The following is a 17,574-nucleotide window of genomic DNA, read 5'->3' as shown; positions in this document are numbered from 1 at the left end:
TAATTTATCCTATTACATACATAAATTTACACGCGGTCCATTTCCAGCCACAAGGCCCTCTTCGTTCCATACATCCATCCACCCGGCGATGTTTTCCCGCCTCCGTGCACCGCCTTGCCCCCCGCCTCTGCTCAGTTGCCGTGCAATCAACCGGGAAACGGGCTTGCCCGTCTGTTTGCCGCCGGTTCGCTTCTTGAAACCAATTTTTCGAGGTGCCGTATGAAATCCACATTAATTCACGCCGCCAGGGTTTTGATCCGGATACAGGAAGCAGGTTTCAAACCGGCGTCGGATCATGCCGGACGGGTGGCCGGATATGCGCTGATGCTGGCCAGGCGGTTGGGGATGAGTGTCAAAGCGCAGGAACGCATTTATCTGGCCGGGCTGGTGCACGATATCGGCAAAATCGGCGTCAGCAGCGACTGTTTGATGAAACACGGCCCGCTTACCGCCGCCGAGTGGGAGGAAGTAAAAAAACACCCCCGGCTGAGCCACGAAATAGTCTCGGCCATTCCGGGCATGAAGGAAATCGGCGGTATTGTTCTGTACCACCATGAGCGCTACGACGGCAGGGGTTATCCGGAAGGACTGAGCGGGGAGAAAATCCCTCCCGGAGCGCGGCTGATTGCCATTGCCGACAGTTTTGACGCCATGACCGCAAGCCGGGTATACCGTCCGGCGGTGACCGGGCAAGAGGCGGTGCAGGAAATGCGCCGCTGTTCCGGCACCCAGTTCGACCCGCGGCTGGTGGAAACCTTCTGCCGGCTGGTGGAGCAGGGTGAAATCGGTGCGGATAAAACAATGGACATAACGGTGGAAGGATTTTTGTCGGGAGGCCGGAGATAAAATATGTTCAATTTGCCTTTGTTAAATAAAAAGAACCACACGGCTGAAAATACCGCAGCCGGAAATTCATCTACCGCCGGCTGCCTGTTGCCGGATAGCGATCGTCATCCTGCCGCTGCCGGCACGCCTGCCGCGCAAACAACTCCGCCGGCCGGTACGGAGTGCGTCCCCGGAACGGGCGCGCAAGCCGCTGACGCGGCGCCGGCCGGCAAGTGCAGGTCTGCGGTGGGCGACAGCGGCTGCCATAACGGGTATGCGTCCGGGGCCGGAAATAATGCCGTCCGCGGCGGGGATCCGCCGCATAACAGGGAAGACGCCGCGCGGAATGAACTGATTGCATGCGCGCTCAAGATCGCCCCGTTTATCAAGGGATTGCTCGGCGATCAGACCGGTGTATACCTGGCCGACTGTGAAAAATATATCTATTGCAATATCGGGGTGGTGCAGCTGAAGCTGCGTCCGGGAGACCCGGTGCTGGCCGGCAGCATGACGGCGCGGGCTTTGCAGACCGGCAGGCGGGCGGTGGCCAGGGTCGGCGGGGAAGTTTACGGCGTTCCTTACATCGGCACTGGATATCCGGTCACCGATCCGGAAACCGGCGAAACAGTAGGGGCGTTCGGTACAACGATGCCCGTTACCCGCCAGGAAAAACTGACTGCCGATGCCGAACAATTGGAAAACCAGGTCGGCGCCATCGCCATGGCCACCGGCAATCTGTCCGCCACCGCGGAAGAACTGGCCGCCACCACGGAAACGCTGAACAACAACGCGCAGGGCATCCGGGAGGAAATCAAAAAAACAGACGGCGTGGTTGCCTTGATTCAGGAAATCGCCGAGCAGACGCACATGCTGGGATTGAATGCGGCCATCGAAGCGGCCCGGGTGGGTGAAGCCGGCCGCGGCTTCAATGTGGTGGCCGGGGAGATCCGCAAACTTTCCCAGGAGACCCAGCGGTCGGTGAAAGACATTTTGCAGACACTGCAGAAAATGCAGCAATCGATCATCGAACTGACCCAATCCATCGAGCAGATGGCGGCGGCCACCCAGCAGCAGGCCGCCTCGGCGCAGGAGATCAGCGCCTCCGTCAACGAACTGGGGGCAATCGCGACGGATCTGAAAAAGCAGGCCGGCGACCTGCTCAATTAATTGTGGAACGTCATGGTGACATTTTACGACCGTCCCACTGTAAATATTCCCGTCCCGTTGGGTCTGTGGACATATTCCGACTGACCATATAATTCCTTATATCAATTATATACGAAAGTTTTGGTTAATTTTTGGGTATTCCATTGTTAAAAATTGATTATTTTTTTGTTTTTTCTTGCCGATCAAGGAGGAATTTTGGCAAGGCTGGCAAATTATAAATTTGGAAATGGAAAACAGCCCAAAAAAAGCTGGGAAAAAGGACACCCTGCCGAACGGGGGCGGAAGGTACGGGCCGGGGGTAAAAATCAGGCGGACGGTCCGGGAATAATTTCGTCCACAGTCCCATGCGGCACGGGCCGTTTAAAAAAGGTTCCCGTGCGGTTGCCGGCCGGCGGCATGTTTTCACGGTGCCGCTGAACGCAACGGAAAGTACGGGCCGCCGTTCCGGACCCGTGTACACTCATTAACGCATACGCTAATGCAAAACTCACCGGTAAACTCATCATCCGGTATCGTCAACTGAATATGTCCAGGGGCAAACTTCACCGAAAGGGAGGGACGCAAAGCCACGGGCCTACAGTGGGTAACCGCTAAGGTAGCCGGGCTGCGACAAGGCTTTCTTCCGACCTTTTGGGGCCGGATTATTTTTTGGCAAAATATGACATGGGGGTGGGATGAAGGGAAATGACGCCCAATCAGCCAGTTGACCGGCAGTAGAGACTTATATCGCCGGACAGCGCTTTTTGCCGGCCGGGCCGCCGGCGGAGCAATACGGCGGACCGCTTACAGGAGTGGGGGTGTGTTTTTGGATCCTTTCGGCAGTACGATCATCATGACACTGCAAAAGCAGCTGGACGCGTCGGCGCTGACGCAGCGGGTGATTGCCAACAACGTGGCCAATATCAATACACCGGGTTTCAAGAAATCGCGGGTGGCATTTACGGAGGAACTGCGGCGGGCTCTGGGGGAGGACGCCCTGCCGCTGAAGACGGACAACCCGCGGCAGATTGAAGCGCCGCTGCCATTGGCCCGGGTGGAACCCATGGTGGTCAAGGAGGAGGATACCACCATGGGTTACAACGCAAACAACGTGGACATTGATCAGGAAATGGTCAACCTGGCCGCCAATACGCTGACTTACCAGGCCGCCGCCCGGGCGCTGGGCGACCGGCTGGCGTTGCTTGATTACGTAATCAAAGGGGGATAACCAGCCGTGCCCTTATTTGAATCATTCGGCATAAGCGCCTCGGGCTTGACTGCTCAGAGGCTCTGGTTGGATATTATTTCGAACAATATCGCCAACATGCACACCGCCGGCCGTCCCGGCGACCCCGCCGCGCCCGTTTACCGGCGTGAAGCGCCTGTTTTTGTTGAAAAACTGCGCCAGGCGGCGGACGCCCTGCCCGGCCGCGGCCTTTCCGCCGCCGGCGTGGATGTGGCCGCCGTGGTGGCCGATCCCGCCCCTCCCCGGATGGTCTACGATCCGCGCAATCCTCTCGCCAACCCGCAAACAGGCTATGTGGCCTACCCGGACATCAACATCACCAACGAAATGGTGAACATGATCGCCGCCAGCCGGGCTTACGAAGCCGGTGTGACCACTTTGAACGCCGCCAAGGACATGGCTTTGAAGGGTCTGGCGATCGGCCAGGGATAGAATGGAGTGATAGCTATGGCCATTGCGCCGTTGCCGCCGCTGATGATGATCACCACCGGCGCGCAAACCACCGCTGCCGGAGGAACGAACGCTTTGATGCAGGCAACAGCGTCCGCCCAGTCTTTCAGTGCCGCCAACGTATCCGGGGCGAACGCCCCCTCTTTCGGCGACATGCTCAATCAGGCGCTGGAACAGGTGAATGGCTCCCAGGTGCGGGCCGACCGCACGGCGGAAGAGTTTTTCACCGGCCGCCTGCAGGATATCCACCAGGTTACCGTCGCCATGGAAGAAGCGCGCATCATGATGGATCTGGCCGTACAAGTGCGCAACAAAATGGTGGAAGCCTATCAGGAAATTTCCCGCATGCAGGTCTAGTCCGGGCGCCGGCTGATGCGGTACAGCCGGGCGCAAACAGTTTTTCAAGGCAAATTGATTACAGCCGGCCGGCGCCGGCGGAGTATCCAGCGCCGGCGTCATAGATGCTTTTTCAGGCGAGTTTATTACAGCCGGCCGCCGGCGGCAGCAACCCTGCCGGCGCCGTCAGGAGATGTAGTACCGGATGAATTATAACCAGATGCTGGCCAAACTGAAAGAACGCTGGCAGTCCCTGCCCCGCAACCGCCAGATTTTGTTTTCGCTGGCCGCCGCCGGCCTGCTGGCCGCGGTGATTCTACTGACGGTGCTGGTGACCAGGCCGGTTTACGCGCCGCTCTTTACCAACCTGGACCCGCGGGAGGCGGGGAACATCGCCAACGCCCTGCAGACGATGAAAGTTTCCTACCGGGTGGAGGATCAGGGCAAAACCATCGCCGTCCCGGCCGGGCAGGTTTATGACACCCGCATCCAGCTGGCCAGCAAAGGGGTGCTGGCCGATGCCGGCCCCGGTTTCTCCATTTTCGACAAGCAAAATTTCGGCATGACCGACGCTCAGTTTCAGGTGGAGTATCAGCGGGCGCTGCAGGACGAACTGCAGCGTACTATCAACAGCATGAGCGAGGTGCAGGGTTCCCGCGTACACCTGGTGCTGCCCAAAGACAGCGTATTTCTGGACAACCAGGTGCAGCCGTCCGCATCAATCCTGCTGCAGCTGAAACCGCTGGCCAAACTCAAACCGGAAGAAGTGCAGGGTGTGGTGGACCTGGTCACCGGCGCCGTGCAGGGGATGAAGCCGGAAAACGTACATATTGTGGATACGGCGGGCGAGGTTTTGACGGACAATCTGGCCCAGTCCGACGCGCAGCTGAAATTGACCCGGCTGTCCATGGACCAGTACCAGATGCAGCGTACATACGAAAAGCAGCTGGAGAGCCGCATCCAGCAGCTGCTCACCCCGGTGCTCGGCCAGGGGCAGGCGGTGGCCATGGTTACGGCCAGCCTGAACTTCGACCAGAGCAAGACTACCAGCATCACCTATCCCAACCCCGGACAGAAGTTGAGCGAGCAAAACGTCACCGAGAGCGGCTCCGGCACAGGGGCGGGCGGCGCGCCGGGAACCAATTCCAGCCAGCCGGGCGGCACCATTCCGGCGCTGACCGGCGGTAATTCCACCTACAACAAGCGCCAGACCACCACCAATTATGACGTGGGCAAGCAGGAGCAGACATTGGTACCCGCCCCCGGCAACCTGCGCCGGCTTTCGGTGGCGGTGGTGGTCAACGGCAATTACAGCGCGCCGCAGCTGCAGCAGATCCAGAGCATGGTGGCCGCGGCGGTGGGCCTGCAGCCCAACCGCGGCGACCAGATCAATGTTTCGGCCATGCCTTTCAATCTCAATCAGCAGCCTGTGACGCCGCAGGCGCCGCCGTTCACACCGGCCGCCCTGCTCAAACACTGGCCGCTGCTGGCCGGCGCCGGCGTGGTGCTGCTCGGACTGGTTTTGGCCCTGCTCCTCATCCGCCGCCGGCGGGCGAAAGCGGCGGCGGAAGAAATGATGCCGGAAGCGGCCGGAGCCTACGCCGAAGGCGCCCCTGTGCCGCCTGTCCCGGCGCAGCCGACGCGCCGGCAGCAGGTGCGCGATCTGGCGCGGGATAAACCGGCCCAGGTGGCCGAAGTGTTGAAGCTATGGTTAAAGGAGTAGATGAGCGGTGGCCAAGTTGAGCGGCGTGCAGAAGGCGGCCGTGCTTTTAATCACGCTGGGCGCTGATCTGTCGGCGAAAATACTGAAGCATTTTCCCGACGACGATATCGAAATGCTCACCCAGCAGATATCCATACTCGAAAACGTGCCCAAGGAAACGCAGGCCGCGGTGCTGGAAGAGTTCATGGAACTCTCCCAGGCCCGTGACTACCTGATGCACGGCGGCTACAAATATGCCCGGGAAGTGCTGGAAAAGGCGGTCGGTCCGCAGCGGGCCGAGGAAATACTGAACAAGGTGTCGGTGGCCATTCAGAACGTGCCTTTCAGCAGCCTGCGGCGCACCGACGCCCGGCACCTGCTCAACTTCATCCGGGACGAGCACCCGCAGACAATTGCTTTGATCATCACCCACCTGGTGCCCGAGCAGGCGGCGCTCATCCTCTCCGCGCTGCCGCCGGAAAAGCAGAGCGATATCGCCCGCCGGGTGGCGGTGACCGACCGCGTTTCGCCCGAAGTGGTCAAGGAAGTGGAAAGCGTGCTGGAGCGCAAACTGTCCATGGTGGTGCAGGAAGATCAGACGGTGGGCGGTCTGAAAACGCTGGTGAACATTCTGAACCGGGTGGACCGCAGCACGGAAAAAACCATTCTGGAGGAACTGGAGACATCCGATCCGGATCTGGCCGACGAAGTGCGCAAGCTGATGTTTGTTTTCGAGGACATCATCAAGCTGCACGACACCGCCATCCAGCGGGTGCTGCGGGAAGTGGACTCCAAAGACCTGGCCCGGGCCATGCGCGGGGCCAACGAAGAAGTCAACGAGCGTATCTTCAAGAACATGTCCAAGCGTGCCGCCGACATGCTGCGGGAGGAAATCCAGTTCATGGGCCCGGTGCGCCTGCGGGACGTGGAAGACGCCCAGCAGCGCATCGTGCAGATCATCCGCCGGCTGGACGAAACCGGGGAAATAATAATCGCGCGGGGTGGAGAAGATGCCATCATTGTGTAGGATCATCCGCGGGACCGACCCGGGTGGAACGGATACGTATTTCCTGGTACCGCGTTATGCTTTTCCCGTTTTGACCGTTGAAACACCGGGGCAAGGCAACGGCAACGGGAAAGGCGGCAGCAACGGCAATGGAAACGGACACAGACACGGCTGTGGCGGCCCAACGGCCGGCGCCGGGTTGGACACACTGCCGGACGGTGCGGACGGCCCGGACGGTCCGGAAGCGCCGGCCCTGGCGCGGGACGAGGCGGCGGAAATCCTTGCCGCCGCCCGGGCGGAGGCGGCGGCGCTGCTGGCGAGGGCGCGGGACGAGGCGGCGGCGGAGGCGGCCGTGATCCGGGAGGAGGCCCGCCGTGACGGCTATGCGGAAGGACGGCGGGAGGGCCGCCGGGCGGCGCTGGAAGAGGCGGCGGCCGAAGCGCAGGCACTGCGCCGGCAGGCCCGCGCCGTACTGGAACAGGCGGAGGAAATCCGCCGGAGCACGCTGGCCGGCCTGGAAGATGAACTGGTGACGCTGGCCCTGGAAATGGCCGGGCGCATCGTGGCCGCCCAGTTGACCGCGGAACCGGCCACGGTGCTGGCCATTGTCAAAGAAGCGCTGGAGGCGGCGCGGGTGCGGGAGCAGGCCGTGCTTTACGTCAACCCGGCCGATGAAGCAATGGTGCAGGCGCACCGGGCGGAGTTGACGCGCGGCCTGCCGCCCGGGGCGGCGCTGCAGGTGATTGCCGACGAAGCCGTGGCCGCCGGCGGCTGCCGGGTGGCCACCGGCGACGGGCAGGTGGAAACCTCCCTGGCCGCCCGCTGGCAGGCGCTGACCCATGCGCTGCGCGAGCCGGCGGAAGAGACGGGCGGCGGCAGGCGGCCGGACATGGCGGATGACGGTGAAAACGGTGGCATAACCGGCGCGGCCGCGGTGGGTTTTTGAGCCGGCCGGGCGCCGGGCGAAGACGCAAACTGCCGGGAACGGTTCCGGCCGGCCGCCGGAGCTGCCCGGTGCGGCGCAGTTTTAACGGGCTGTAAAAATAACGCGGCTGCGGAAAAAGGTTGGTGAGAAACAGGTGGAACCGGCACAATTACCGGAGACGGACAACCGGAAGAATGCGGCTTCCGGCGGCGGGGCCGGTGGAACGGCAAACCATGTGCCGGCCGTCTCCCGGCCGGGGGAAAATACCGGTCGGGAGACGGCCGCCCCGCGCCTGGAAGCGGCGGCAAACCCCGCGGACGGGCGATGGACGGAAGTACCGGCCTCAACCGGCGGCGCCGCCCCGGCCGGATTAGAACACCATTCGAAACGGCCGGCCGCGACGGATGATGTTCCCCCGCTCCCGGCCGACCTTTCCCGCTGGCGGGAAAAAGTGCGCCGGGCGCGGCTGCTGCGTCCGACCGGCCGGGTGCTGCGGGTGATCGGCCTGACGGTGGAGGCCGGCGGCATCACCGCCCGCATCGGCGAGGTCTGCCGCATCGCGGTGCCCGGCGAGGAGCCGGTGCCGGCGGAGGTGGTCGGCTTCCGCGACCGGATCACCCTGCTCATGCCGCTGGGCGAGCTGCGGGGCGTCTACCCGGGCTGCCAGGTGACGCCGCAGGGGCACAGTCTGACCGCCCCGGTGGGGAAAAGCCTGCTCGGCCGCGTGCTGGACGGCCTGGGCCGTCCCCTGGACGGCGGCCCCCTGCCGGCGGCGGAGGCTCTTTACCCGGTGGACAACGCCCCCCCCAACCCCCTGGCCCGGCGGCGGATCAGCGCCGTCCTGTCCACCGGCGTGCGCGCCGTGGACGCCTGCCTGACCTGCGGCCGCGGGCAGCGCCTGGGCATCTTTTCCGGCAGCGGGGTGGGCAAGAGCACGCTCTTGGGCATGATCGCCCGCTACAGCGCCGCCGACGTGAATGTGATCGCCCTGGTCGGCGAACGCGGCCGGGAGGTGCGCGACTTTATCGAGGGCGATCTGGGGCCGGACGGCCTGGCCCGCTCGGTGGTGGTGGCCGCCACCTCCGACCGGCCGGCGCTGGAACGCTTGAAGGCCGCCTTTGTGGCCAGCGCGATGGCCGAGTATTTCCGGGATCAGGGCAGGGACGTGCTGCTGCTGATGGACTCGGTCACCCGTTTCGCCATGGCCCAGCGGGAAGTGGGCCTGGCCATCGGCGAACCGCCGGCCACCCGCGGCTACACCCCTTCGGTATTCGCCCTGCTGCCCCGCCTGCTGGAGCGTTCGGGCATGGGGCCGCGCGGATCAATTACCGCTTTTTACACCGTGCTGGTGGACGGCGACGACATGAACGAACCGATTGCCGACGCGGTGCGCGGCATATTGGACGGGCACATCGTGCTGACGCGGCAGCTGGCGGCGCAAAATCACTATCCGGCCATTGACATACTGCAGAGCGTGAGCCGGCTGATGCCGGAGATCGCGGACCGGGAACAGGTTGAACAGGCCGGACGGCTGCGGGATCTGCTGGCCGCCTACCGGCAGACGGAGGATCTGATCAACATCGGCGCCTATGTGGCCGGCGCCAACCCGCGGGTGGATGCGGCCGTGGCCGCCCATGACGGGATCATCCGCTTTTTGCGTCAGGACATGCATGAAACGAGCAGTTTTGAGCAGACACGCGAAGCGCTGGCCGGGATCGGTACTTGAGCGGACGGCGGCAAAATTTTTCACAGCGGCGCGTGCTGACATGCCGGTTTGTCCGGCCGGCGGACCCGGCCGCGGAGATGAAGTATCCGGGGAAAACTGGCTCCGCCGTGCGAATGGAAAGTTGGACTGAAAACCTGTCTCCGCCCGGTTGCCGGCGTAAAAAGGCGTCTGAATCCGCCGTCCGGCGCCGGATCCGCGCCGGGGGGCTTGTAAAATATACAAAAACGGGGGTATCCAAGTGCGCAAGTTCAATTTTCACCTGCAGCCGGTACTGCAGCACCGGGAACGCCTGGAGGACGAGGCGGCGGGCGTCCACGCCCGCGCGCAGCGGGATTATTTGGATCACCTGACGGAAATGCAGGAAACCGCCGGCCGGCTGGAGAGAACCATGACCGGACGCAGCGGCGGCCGCCTGCATCCGGGCGAGGAATTTCACCTGCTGCTTTACCGGGGGTATCTGGCCGATACGCTGGAACAGCAGGAGGAGGCGGTGCAGCAGGCGCGGATCCGGCTGCAGCAGGCGCGCGAAGAAGCCCTGGCCGCCCGGCGCGAGCGTCTCAAGCTGGAGACCGTGCGGGACAGGCAGTGGCAGGAGTTCAATCTGGAGGAAACCCGCGCCGAACAAAAGGAAGCGGACGAGCAGGGGCTGCGCCTGGTGTGGCGGAGAAAATAGGCCCGGTCAGTGGATCAGGGGACGGTTCTCGGAAGTACATGATCTTGACTGCGCCATACCGCGGCAAAACGAATACTGGCCGGCTGATCACCCGCTGAGAGTGCCTGCCGGCAGGGAGTGAGCATAATGGAAGTACAGGCGGTAAATGTGGATAGCGCCCCGCGGAACATGCCGGCCGGCACCCGCGGCAGCGATCCGGGCGGGGCGGAAGCCTTCCTGGCCGTGCTCGCCGCGACTGCGGCCGGCAGCGCGTCCGCCGGCCGTCCGGCGGCCGGCGCCTGTGACGGAAGCGACGGCGGCACAAATGCGTGGCGGAGTGCGGCGGTTGCGCCGGACGCCGCGCGCGGGGCGGCGGCGGGGGCGGCGGACAAAGATGGAAGCAACCGGGCAGATGCGGCCGGCCCGGACGGAGACAAAACGGCCTCCGGTTGTGCCCCCGCGTCCAGGGATGACACAGACGCAGCCGCCGGGACGGGCAAGGACAAGGGCAAAACTGCGCGCACAAAACACGGTGAAAACGGAGGCGCTTCCACCGGCGCTGAAAACGCCGGCGGCGCTAAAGGTTCGGCCGCCGCATCGCCCGGCGCCGGCAATGCCGCCCAGGACGGCGCAGGCAGCGCGCAGGCGCAGAGCGCCGCGGGCGGCGCGGCCGCAGCCGCCGCGTCCGGGCAAGCCGGCGGAACAAACGGCGCCAACCCGGCCGGTACAGCGCCGAGCGGCGCCAACAGCGGACAGGCGGCCACCGCCGGGCAGGCGGCCGTCCCCGGCGCAGCCGGCATGGTGGGAAGCGCCGGCGGCGGGGCCGGCGCACAGGGCGTCTCCCCTAACCCGGCCGGCACATCCCCGGGCGTGCCGTCAGCGGGTGCCGCCGGCGTTACGGGCGGCATATCCGCACTGCCGGCTCAAACTGCCGCGGGCGCGGCAGCGGGAGGCGCTGTTCCGGGCGGGACGCCCGGACAAAACGGCGCCGGAGCGGCTCCGGCCGGCACGGCCGGCGGTACGGGCGGCGTCAACCCGGCCGGGACGGTTTTACCCGGTGGGGCAAACGCCGCCGGTGCGGCCGGTACGGCGACGCCCGGCGCCAACAGTGGGGCGGCGGCCGTCCCCGGCGCAGCCGGCATGGTGGGAAGCGCCGGCGGCGGGGCCGGCGCACAGGGCGTCTCCCCCAACCCGGCCGGCACATCCCCGGGCGTGCCGTCAGCGGGTGCCGCCGGCGTTACGGGCGGCATATCCGCACCGCCGGCTCCCACTGCCGCGGGCGCGGCAGTGGGAGGCGCCGTTCCGGGCGGGACGCCCGGACAAAACGGCGCCGGAGCGGCTCCGGCCGGCACGGCCGGCGGTACGGGCGGCGTCAACCCGGCCGGGACGGTTTTACCCGGTGGGGCAAACGCCGTCGGTGCGGCAACGCCCGGCGCCAACAGCGGGGCGGCGGCCGTCCCCGGCACAGCCGGCATGGTGGGAAGCGCCGCCGGCGGAGCCGGCAATCGGATCGTTTTCTCCGACCAATCCTATCCATCCCCGGGTGTGGCGTCACCGGACGCCGCCGGCGCTTCAACCACCGGTGCCGGGGGCCTGGCGGCCCCCGGGAGCACAGGCGCCTCCGCCGGTACGGGCGGCGCGGGAGCCGGCGCCGGTTCCGGCGGAGCGTTTCAAGGCGGCGGCACGCAAACCGGTTCCGCCTTCATGGGGGCTCCGCCTCCGCCGGGCGGGGTGACGCCCTTCTCCGTTCCGGCGGCGGGCGCCGGGGCGGCGGATAGCGGCGTAACAGCCGGGCTGCTGGCCGCGGCGCTCAGCCGCGCCGTACTGGAGCAGCAGGGGGGGCAGACCGTCCTGCGCCTGAAGCTGGTGCCGGAAGAGTTGGGGGAAGTGGCCGTCCGGCTGGTATACAATCACGGCGTCCTTTCGGCGCAATTCATCACCGCCAGCCAGGCCGCCCGTGACGCGGTGAGCAGCAGCCTGCCCCAGCTGCAGCAGAATCTGGCCCAGCACAACCTGCACCTGGAGGGCTTTTCCGTCCAGGTGGGCGCCGGCGGCTCCGGCTGGTCCGGCGGCACACCGGAAGGCGCGCCGGGCGGCGGCCAACCGGGGGAAGGGCGCAGTTGGAGCGGCGGCTCATGGCAGCCGGCGGACGGCGCCCGGCCGCAGGAGTACCAGTCCGGCGCGCCGGGCGGCGTCAACGCACTGATCTAGCCGCGCAGCGCAGCAGGGGCCGGTCCTTGTTGTATGCGGCGGCCGGCATGATTTTTCCGGCCCTGCGGTACCAGGCCGCAGGTTCTTGAAAGGCGGTTTTATCAAACCAGGGTATATAAAGGAGGTGGTTGCAAATGCAGGCCGCAGCCGTAAGCGGCAACAACCTGCAGCCCGGGACACCCAGCCAGGTCGCCAACCCCATGCAGCTGGACAAGGACGCCTTTTTGCAGCTGCTTGTGGCCCAGCTGAAGAACCAGGACCCGATGCAGCCGATGGACAACAACCAGTTCATCTCGCAGATGGCCCAGTTCAGCACGGTGGAGCAGCTGACCAACATCTACCAGACACTGGATCAGATGGCCCGGGAAAACGGGCTGACCCAGGGCGCGTCCCTGGTCGGCCACCAGGTCACCCTGACCGCAGACGACGGTTCCACGGTGACCGGTACGGTGCAAAAGGTGGCCCTGGTGGACAACAGCGTCTGCCTGTATGTGAACGACAAGCCATACGACATGAGCCAGCTGACGGAAGTGCAGTGACAGGCGGGCACATTCCGGCGGGTGTGGAATTCACCGGTCAACTGGTGATTTTACGACCGGCGCTACGGTTTATTAATACGGTTTATTAAACGGATAATTTCAATCCGCTGGCCGCAGCCGGATCTAATATATCCCGGTTTGAAGCAGCACATGAACTGCCCCGGCTTTTTGAATGACACTGCGTATAAATCAGGGCTGGAAGCCCGGGCCGGTTTACAGGGGGGATACAGCTATCTTTAAGCGGATTGCGTAGTATCAAACAACTGTTTATTAAAGGAGGCTTGCGAACATGCTCAGATCATTGTATTCCGGCGTGTCCGGCCTGCGCAGCGAGCAGACGGCCATGGACGTGATCGGCAACAACATTGCCAATGTGAACACCACCGGCTTCAAAAGCAGCCGGGCCAACTTCCAGGACATGGTCTACCAGATGGTGCGCGCCGCCAGCGCGCCAAGCGGCGGCGGGGCGGGGTCGGTCAACCCTTCCCAGGTGGGTACAGGCGTATCGGTGGCCAGCATCAGCTTGGACATGAACAATGGCGCGCTGGAAAACACGGGGCGCGCACTGGACCTGGCCATTCAGGGCAATGGGTTTTTCTGCGTCAAGGATAATTCCAATAATCTTTACTACACCAGGAACGGTAATTTTAATGTTGATGTAAAAGGTGATCTGGTGGATGAAAACGGCAACCTGGTTTTAAACAGCGCAGGCAGTACGATTAATCTGTACGGCACACCTGCGCATCAACAAATTACATCAATCAGTATTGGTAAGGATGGTAAAATAACAGCGTTGGATTCAGCCGGAGCCACAATAACTGGAATTAATAATATCGGCTTATTCCTTTTCAAAAACCAGGATGGACTAAAACAGGTCGGGCAGAACTATTTTCAACAAACTACAGCTAGCGGCACGGCCAGCGCGATCGGAACAATTGGTAGCACCACCATGATCAACTCCGGCTACCTGGAAATGTCCAATGTCGATCTGGCCCAGGAATTCACCAACATGATCACCACCCAGCGCGCCTACCAGGCCAACGCCCGGACGATCACCGTCTCGGACAGCCTGCTACAGGAACTGGTGGACCTGAAGCGGTAAAAGCAGTTAAACCCATTTATGCCGGTAATTTTTAATTAATACCGGCGTCCATGATAGGATGATTAATCATGCCTCCCATAAAAAAATTGCCCAACGGCGAAAACAACGGCAAAAAAGAGAAAGGCGGCGGCCTGCGCACCTTCATGCTGGTGCTCCTGGCCGTGCTGCTGGGCGGCGGGCTCACTTTCGGCGCGCTGCGCTACACCGGCGTGCTGTCCGGTAAGCCGGCCCAGGCCACACCGGTGGAGCAGTCCATGGATACACTGGATCTGGGCAGCAAGGTGCTCAATCTGGCCGACGCCGGTCCGAGCCACTTCCTGCGGGTGGACGTGGTGCTGGCCTATCCCAGCGGCGACAAGGCGCTGGCTGACGAGCTCAAAGCCAAGCAACCCCAGGTTACGGAAGCGATGCTGACCGTACTGCGGGGAATGACCAGTCAGCAGGTACTGCCGGTGAAAAACCAGGACTCGATCAAGCAGCAGATCCTGCAGGCGGTTAACGCGCAGCTGATTCACGGCAAGGTGGCCGGTCTGTATTTCACCGATTTTCTGGTGCAGTAGAGGGAGCCGCCGGGTTCTGTCTATGTCCTGTATTTTTCCATCACCTGCGAATTTCCTGGTGCAGTAGCGGGAGCCGCCGGCACCGGCGTTTGCGCCCGGCGGCTGAAACGAACCGGCCGGCGCTGCGCAATCAAGCAGCGTAAAAAGGACCGCCGGTACCGCGCTTTTCTATGTGTGGCAACCGTGCGGCAACCGCGCAGGCCGGCGCCGGACCGGAATGCCCTGTCGCAACCCTGATTGAACGGGTGCGGCGCCGGCCGCCGGGAAGCGCTCTGATCACGCAACACAGTGAAGCAAGAAAGTGGGAAGGCCAAATGATCACCGAAGAAGAACTGCAGAACTTGATCAACCGCATGGAGGGCGGCCCGGCCGTAAAACGGGTCAGCTTCCCGTCCCTGACGCCCGGAGCGGGTACAGACCGGATGAAGGTGCCCCTGGAATACCTGGGGGACGTGCCGATTGTCGTGACGGTGGAACTGGGCCGCACCACCATAAAAATACGGGATATCCTGCAATTGAGCGCGGGCTCGGTGGTGGAACTGGACCGGCCGGCCGGCGACACGGCCGATGTGCTGGTCAATGACCAGCCGTTCGCCCGGGGGGAAGTGATCATCCTGGGGGCCAACTTCGGCGTGCGCATTGAAAGCATTTACGACGCCTTCCAGCAGCGCGCCGCGGGTGGGGACGGGCATTGAGCGGCGGCATGGCGGGCAGCGTGATTCAGCTGCTGGTCTATTTAATCCTGATCTGCCTGCTCGCCTACCTGGTTGTCCGCTATGGTCTGGGACGCCGTTTCGCTTTTCTGTCCGGCCGGCGCATGCGGGTGGTGGAGCAGCTGCCCCTGGGCCCCAAGGCTGCGCTGACCCTGGTGCAGGTGGGGCATCGCTACTACCTGCTGGCCCACCAGGACGGCGCCGTCGTCGTGGTGCGCGAATTCGAGCAGCTGCCGGAGGAACTGCCCGTGCCCGCCGGGTATGCCGGGCAGTGGTCTTCCCCGGCGGCGGACAGGCTGGCGGATTGGCTGGAACAAATCAAGGAATGGATTGCGAAACGAAGAGGTCGGGGTAAATGAGTCTGTCAAAAACAGCAGGTGTGCAGGTTCAACCGGCAGAGCGCAAAAGGTTTTCCGCCATACCGCGGCGCGTCGCGACAACCGGACGGGCGATCCGGCGGCCGGCTGCCACCGGACCTTTGGCCCCGGGACAAATTTTCCGGCGACCGGCGTTCCCAAAAACCGCGACCCCCGGACAGGCGCGCCGGTGGCTCCTGTCCGCGCCGGTACTGTTGGCCGTCATCTTGATTCCGGCGGTCCTGCTGATCCTGCCGGCCGCGGCGCAGGCGCAGCCCCTGCCGGGCATCAACCTGCAGGTCAACCCGTCGGACAACCCGGCCCAGGTGGTGGACAGCGTCAAGATCCTGGTCCTGCTGACCATTCTGGCCCTGGCGCCCGGCCTGCTGGTCATGGTGACCAGCTTCACGCGCATCGTGGTGGTGCTGTCCATTTTGCGCAGCGCCGTCGGCATCCAGCAGACGCCGCCCAACCAGGTGATCATCGGCCTGGCCCTGTTTTTAACCGCCTTTGTGATGGCGCCGGTGTTCACCCAGATCAACGACCAGGCGCTGCAGCCTTATTTAAACAACCAGTTGACCCAGCAGCAGGCCTGGGATGCGGCGGCCAAACCCCTGCGCGCCTTTATGCTCAAGCAGACCCGGGAAAAAGACCTGGCCCTGTTCGTGAAGCTGTCCAAAACGCCGCAGCCGCGCAACGCCGGCGACGTTTCCCTGCTCGTGCTCACGCCGGCCTTTGTGATCAGCGAACTGAAGACGGCCTTTGAAATGGGCTTTCTGCTCTATGTGCCGTTCCTGGTCATCGACATGGTGGTGGCCACGGCCATGATGTCCATGGGTATGTTCATGCTGCCGCCGGTGATGATCTCCCTGCCTTTCAAAATTTTGCTCTTTGTCATGGTCGACGGCTGGTACCTCGTGGTCAAGTCCCTGGTGGAAAGCTATCATTAGACGGGTTGGTGGACATGGTGACTGATACATTCGTTTTACAAATCACCCGGGAAGCGCTGGTGATGATCCTGCTTCTGTCGCTGCCCACCCTGGCGGTGTCGCTGATTGTCGGGCTGGTGATCAGCGTCCTGCAGGCCACCACCCAGATCCAGGAGCAGTCGCTGACCTTTGTGCCCAAAATGATTGCTGTTTTCGTGGTGCTGGCCATTCTGGCGCCCTGGATGATTCATTTGATGACCACCTACACCGAACAGATTTTCAACCGCCTGCCGGGGTTGACACAGTAACTGCGGGGGGAACGCACCTTGCTCAATTACGATCAGGCAGCAGTATTTATTTTAATCCTGATCCGGATCAGCGCCTTTCTGGCGGCCGGGCCGCTGTTCGTTTTTCCCAACGTGCCGCAGACGGCCAAGGCCGGGCTGGCCCTGGCGCTGACGGTGGTGCTTTTTCCGGTGGTGGCCTCCCCGTCCTTCCACGTCCCCGGCGGCCTGTTGGGGTTCGGCCTGCTGGCGGCCAGGGAAGCCGCCACCGGCCTGGCCATCGGTTTTGTGACCGGCCTGGTTTTTCAGAGCCTGACCATCGCCGGGCAGATCATGGACATCCAGATGGGCTTTTATATGGCCAACCTGTTCGACCCCATGATGGGGCAGCAGGCCACGATCACCTCGCGCTTTTTGTACCTGCTGGGCATGGTGCTGTTTTTCATCCTGGACGGCCACCATGTATTAATCGCCGCCCTGGCCAAAAGCTTCGACCTGGTGCCCCTGGACGGCCTGGCTCTCACCGGCGCCGGTACGCTGGCGGTAATCCGGGTATTTGCCCAAACGGTTGCCCTCGGCGTGCAGATTGCCGCGCCGGTGGTGGCGGTGGTGCTGATTGTGAACATCTGCCTGGGCTTGTTGGGGCGCACCGCGCCGGAGATGAATGTTTTCATGCTCGGCTTTCCCCTGCAGATCGGCCTGGGACTGCTTACTTTGAGCGTGATGGCGCCGCTTTTGGGCGTGGTCTTCCGCTCCCTGGCGCAGTTGATGGAAAGCAACCTGTACATAGTGTTAAAAGGGATGCATTGATTGCCGGTTGCCGTTTCCGGTGCCGTCCGTGGCGGGCCGGCTTAAAAGCACAGGGT

General features: G+C 63.4%; 19 protein-coding genes and 1 riboswitch. All 19 genes read left to right on the top strand.

From position 1 onward, the window contains the following. Positions 1 to 219 precede the first annotated feature (219 nt). The 19 genes from A6M21_RS15320 to fliR all read left to right on the top strand — a co-directional run bounded on the left by A6M21_RS15320 (position 220) and on the right by fliR (position 17,518). Positions 220 to 846, top strand: a complete 627-nt coding sequence (locus A6M21_RS15320; protein ID WP_066670638.1) for an HD-GYP domain-containing protein — start codon at positions 220 to 222, stop codon at positions 844 to 846. Positions 847 to 849: 3 nt separating this feature from the next. Then, on the top strand, positions 850 to 1,992 hold the full coding sequence (locus tag A6M21_RS19320; protein ID WP_078060767.1) for a methyl-accepting chemotaxis protein: 1,143 nt from the start codon (positions 850 to 852) through the stop codon (positions 1,990 to 1,992). 524 nt (positions 1,993 to 2,516) lie between these two features. After that, positions 2,517 to 2,604, top strand: a riboswitch (cyclic di-GMP riboswitch). A 187-nt stretch (positions 2,605 to 2,791) separates the two neighbouring features. Further along, positions 2,792 to 3,199 carry a flagellar basal body rod protein FlgB gene (gene flgB / locus A6M21_RS15310; protein ID WP_242868872.1) on the top strand — a complete coding sequence of 136 codons (408 nt, stop codon included), beginning with the start codon at positions 2,792 to 2,794 and terminating at the stop codon, positions 3,197 to 3,199. Between the two features lie 6 nt (positions 3,200 to 3,205). Beyond that, positions 3,206 to 3,649: a flagellar basal body rod protein FlgC gene (gene flgC, locus A6M21_RS15305; RefSeq protein WP_066670635.1), complete on the top strand. Its 444-nt coding sequence runs from the start codon at positions 3,206 to 3,208 to the stop codon at positions 3,647 to 3,649. A 15-nt stretch (positions 3,650 to 3,664) separates the two neighbouring features. Beyond that, complete coding sequence (gene fliE, locus A6M21_RS15300) at positions 3,665 to 4,024, top strand: flagellar hook-basal body complex protein FliE (RefSeq protein ID WP_151191975.1); 360 nt, start codon at positions 3,665 to 3,667, stop codon at positions 4,022 to 4,024. A gap of 184 nt (positions 4,025 to 4,208) precedes the next feature. Next, positions 4,209 to 5,726: a flagellar basal-body MS-ring/collar protein FliF gene (gene fliF / locus A6M21_RS15295; protein ID WP_066670632.1), complete on the top strand. Its 1,518-nt coding sequence runs from the start codon at positions 4,209 to 4,211 to the stop codon at positions 5,724 to 5,726. Between the two features lie 7 nt (positions 5,727 to 5,733). Further along, positions 5,734 to 6,732, top strand: a complete 999-nt coding sequence (fliG, locus tag A6M21_RS15290; protein ID WP_066670630.1) for a flagellar motor switch protein FliG — start codon at positions 5,734 to 5,736, stop codon at positions 6,730 to 6,732. Beyond that, positions 6,716 to 7,657, top strand: a complete 942-nt coding sequence (locus A6M21_RS15285; protein ID WP_151191974.1) for a FliH/SctL family protein — start codon at positions 6,716 to 6,718, stop codon at positions 7,655 to 7,657. Before fliG ends, A6M21_RS15285 begins: the two co-directional genes overlap by 17 nt. A 430-nt stretch (positions 7,658 to 8,087) precedes the next feature. After that, positions 8,088 to 9,362, top strand: a complete 1,275-nt coding sequence (gene fliI, locus A6M21_RS15280) for a flagellar protein export ATPase FliI (protein WP_066670654.1) — start codon at positions 8,088 to 8,090, stop codon at positions 9,360 to 9,362. Positions 9,363 to 9,600: 238 nt separating this feature from the next. Beyond that, entirely contained in the window at positions 9,601 to 10,035 is a 435-nt protein-coding gene (gene fliJ / locus A6M21_RS15275) for a flagellar export protein FliJ (RefSeq protein WP_066670625.1), read from the top strand. A gap of 126 nt (positions 10,036 to 10,161) precedes the next feature. Continuing rightward, positions 10,162 to 12,225: a flagellar hook-length control protein FliK gene (locus A6M21_RS15270; RefSeq protein WP_066670622.1), complete on the top strand. Its 2,064-nt coding sequence runs from the start codon at positions 10,162 to 10,164 to the stop codon at positions 12,223 to 12,225. A 134-nt stretch (positions 12,226 to 12,359) separates the two neighbouring features. Next, on the top strand, positions 12,360 to 12,764 hold the full coding sequence (locus tag A6M21_RS15265) for a flagellar hook assembly protein FlgD (protein WP_066670620.1): 405 nt from the start codon (positions 12,360 to 12,362) through the stop codon (positions 12,762 to 12,764). A 289-nt stretch (positions 12,765 to 13,053) separates the two neighbouring features. Continuing rightward, complete coding sequence (locus A6M21_RS15260) at positions 13,054 to 13,866, top strand: flagellar hook-basal body protein (protein WP_066670617.1); 813 nt, start codon at positions 13,054 to 13,056, stop codon at positions 13,864 to 13,866. 68 nt (positions 13,867 to 13,934) lie between these two features. Beyond that, positions 13,935 to 14,426, top strand: a complete 492-nt coding sequence (locus tag A6M21_RS15255) for a flagellar basal body-associated FliL family protein (protein ID WP_066670614.1) — start codon at positions 13,935 to 13,937, stop codon at positions 14,424 to 14,426. A 314-nt stretch (positions 14,427 to 14,740) separates the two neighbouring features. Then, a complete protein-coding gene (gene fliN, locus A6M21_RS15250) occupies positions 14,741 to 15,121 on the top strand; it encodes a flagellar motor switch protein FliN (RefSeq protein ID WP_066670651.1) in 381 nt (126 codons plus the stop codon). Beyond that, entirely contained in the window at positions 15,118 to 15,498 is a 381-nt protein-coding gene (gene fliO, locus A6M21_RS15245) for a flagellar biosynthetic protein FliO (RefSeq protein ID WP_066670611.1), read from the top strand. The genes fliN and fliO overlap by 4 nt, the downstream gene beginning before the upstream one ends. Before the next feature lie 212 nt (positions 15,499 to 15,710). After that, a complete protein-coding gene (gene fliP / locus A6M21_RS15240; protein ID WP_427854633.1) occupies positions 15,711 to 16,445 on the top strand; it encodes a flagellar type III secretion system pore protein FliP in 735 nt (244 codons plus the stop codon). 17 nt (positions 16,446 to 16,462) lie between these two features. Beyond that, positions 16,463 to 16,732: a flagellar biosynthesis protein FliQ gene (gene fliQ, locus A6M21_RS15235; RefSeq protein WP_066670643.1), complete on the top strand. Its 270-nt coding sequence runs from the start codon at positions 16,463 to 16,465 to the stop codon at positions 16,730 to 16,732. Between the two features lie 18 nt (positions 16,733 to 16,750). Then, on the top strand, positions 16,751 to 17,518 hold the full coding sequence (gene fliR / locus A6M21_RS15230) for a flagellar biosynthetic protein FliR (RefSeq protein ID WP_066670600.1): 768 nt from the start codon (positions 16,751 to 16,753) through the stop codon (positions 17,516 to 17,518). Positions 17,519 to 17,574 lie beyond the last annotated feature (56 nt).

The organism is Desulfotomaculum copahuensis (genome assembly GCF_001655685.1).
In the GTDB taxonomy this organism is placed as follows: domain Bacteria; phylum Bacillota; class Desulfotomaculia; order Desulfotomaculales; family Desulfovirgulaceae; genus Desulfotomaculum_G; species Desulfotomaculum_G copahuensis.
Note: the sequence above shows the minus strand (reverse complement) of the source record. Positions and strands in the feature narration are given on the sequence as shown.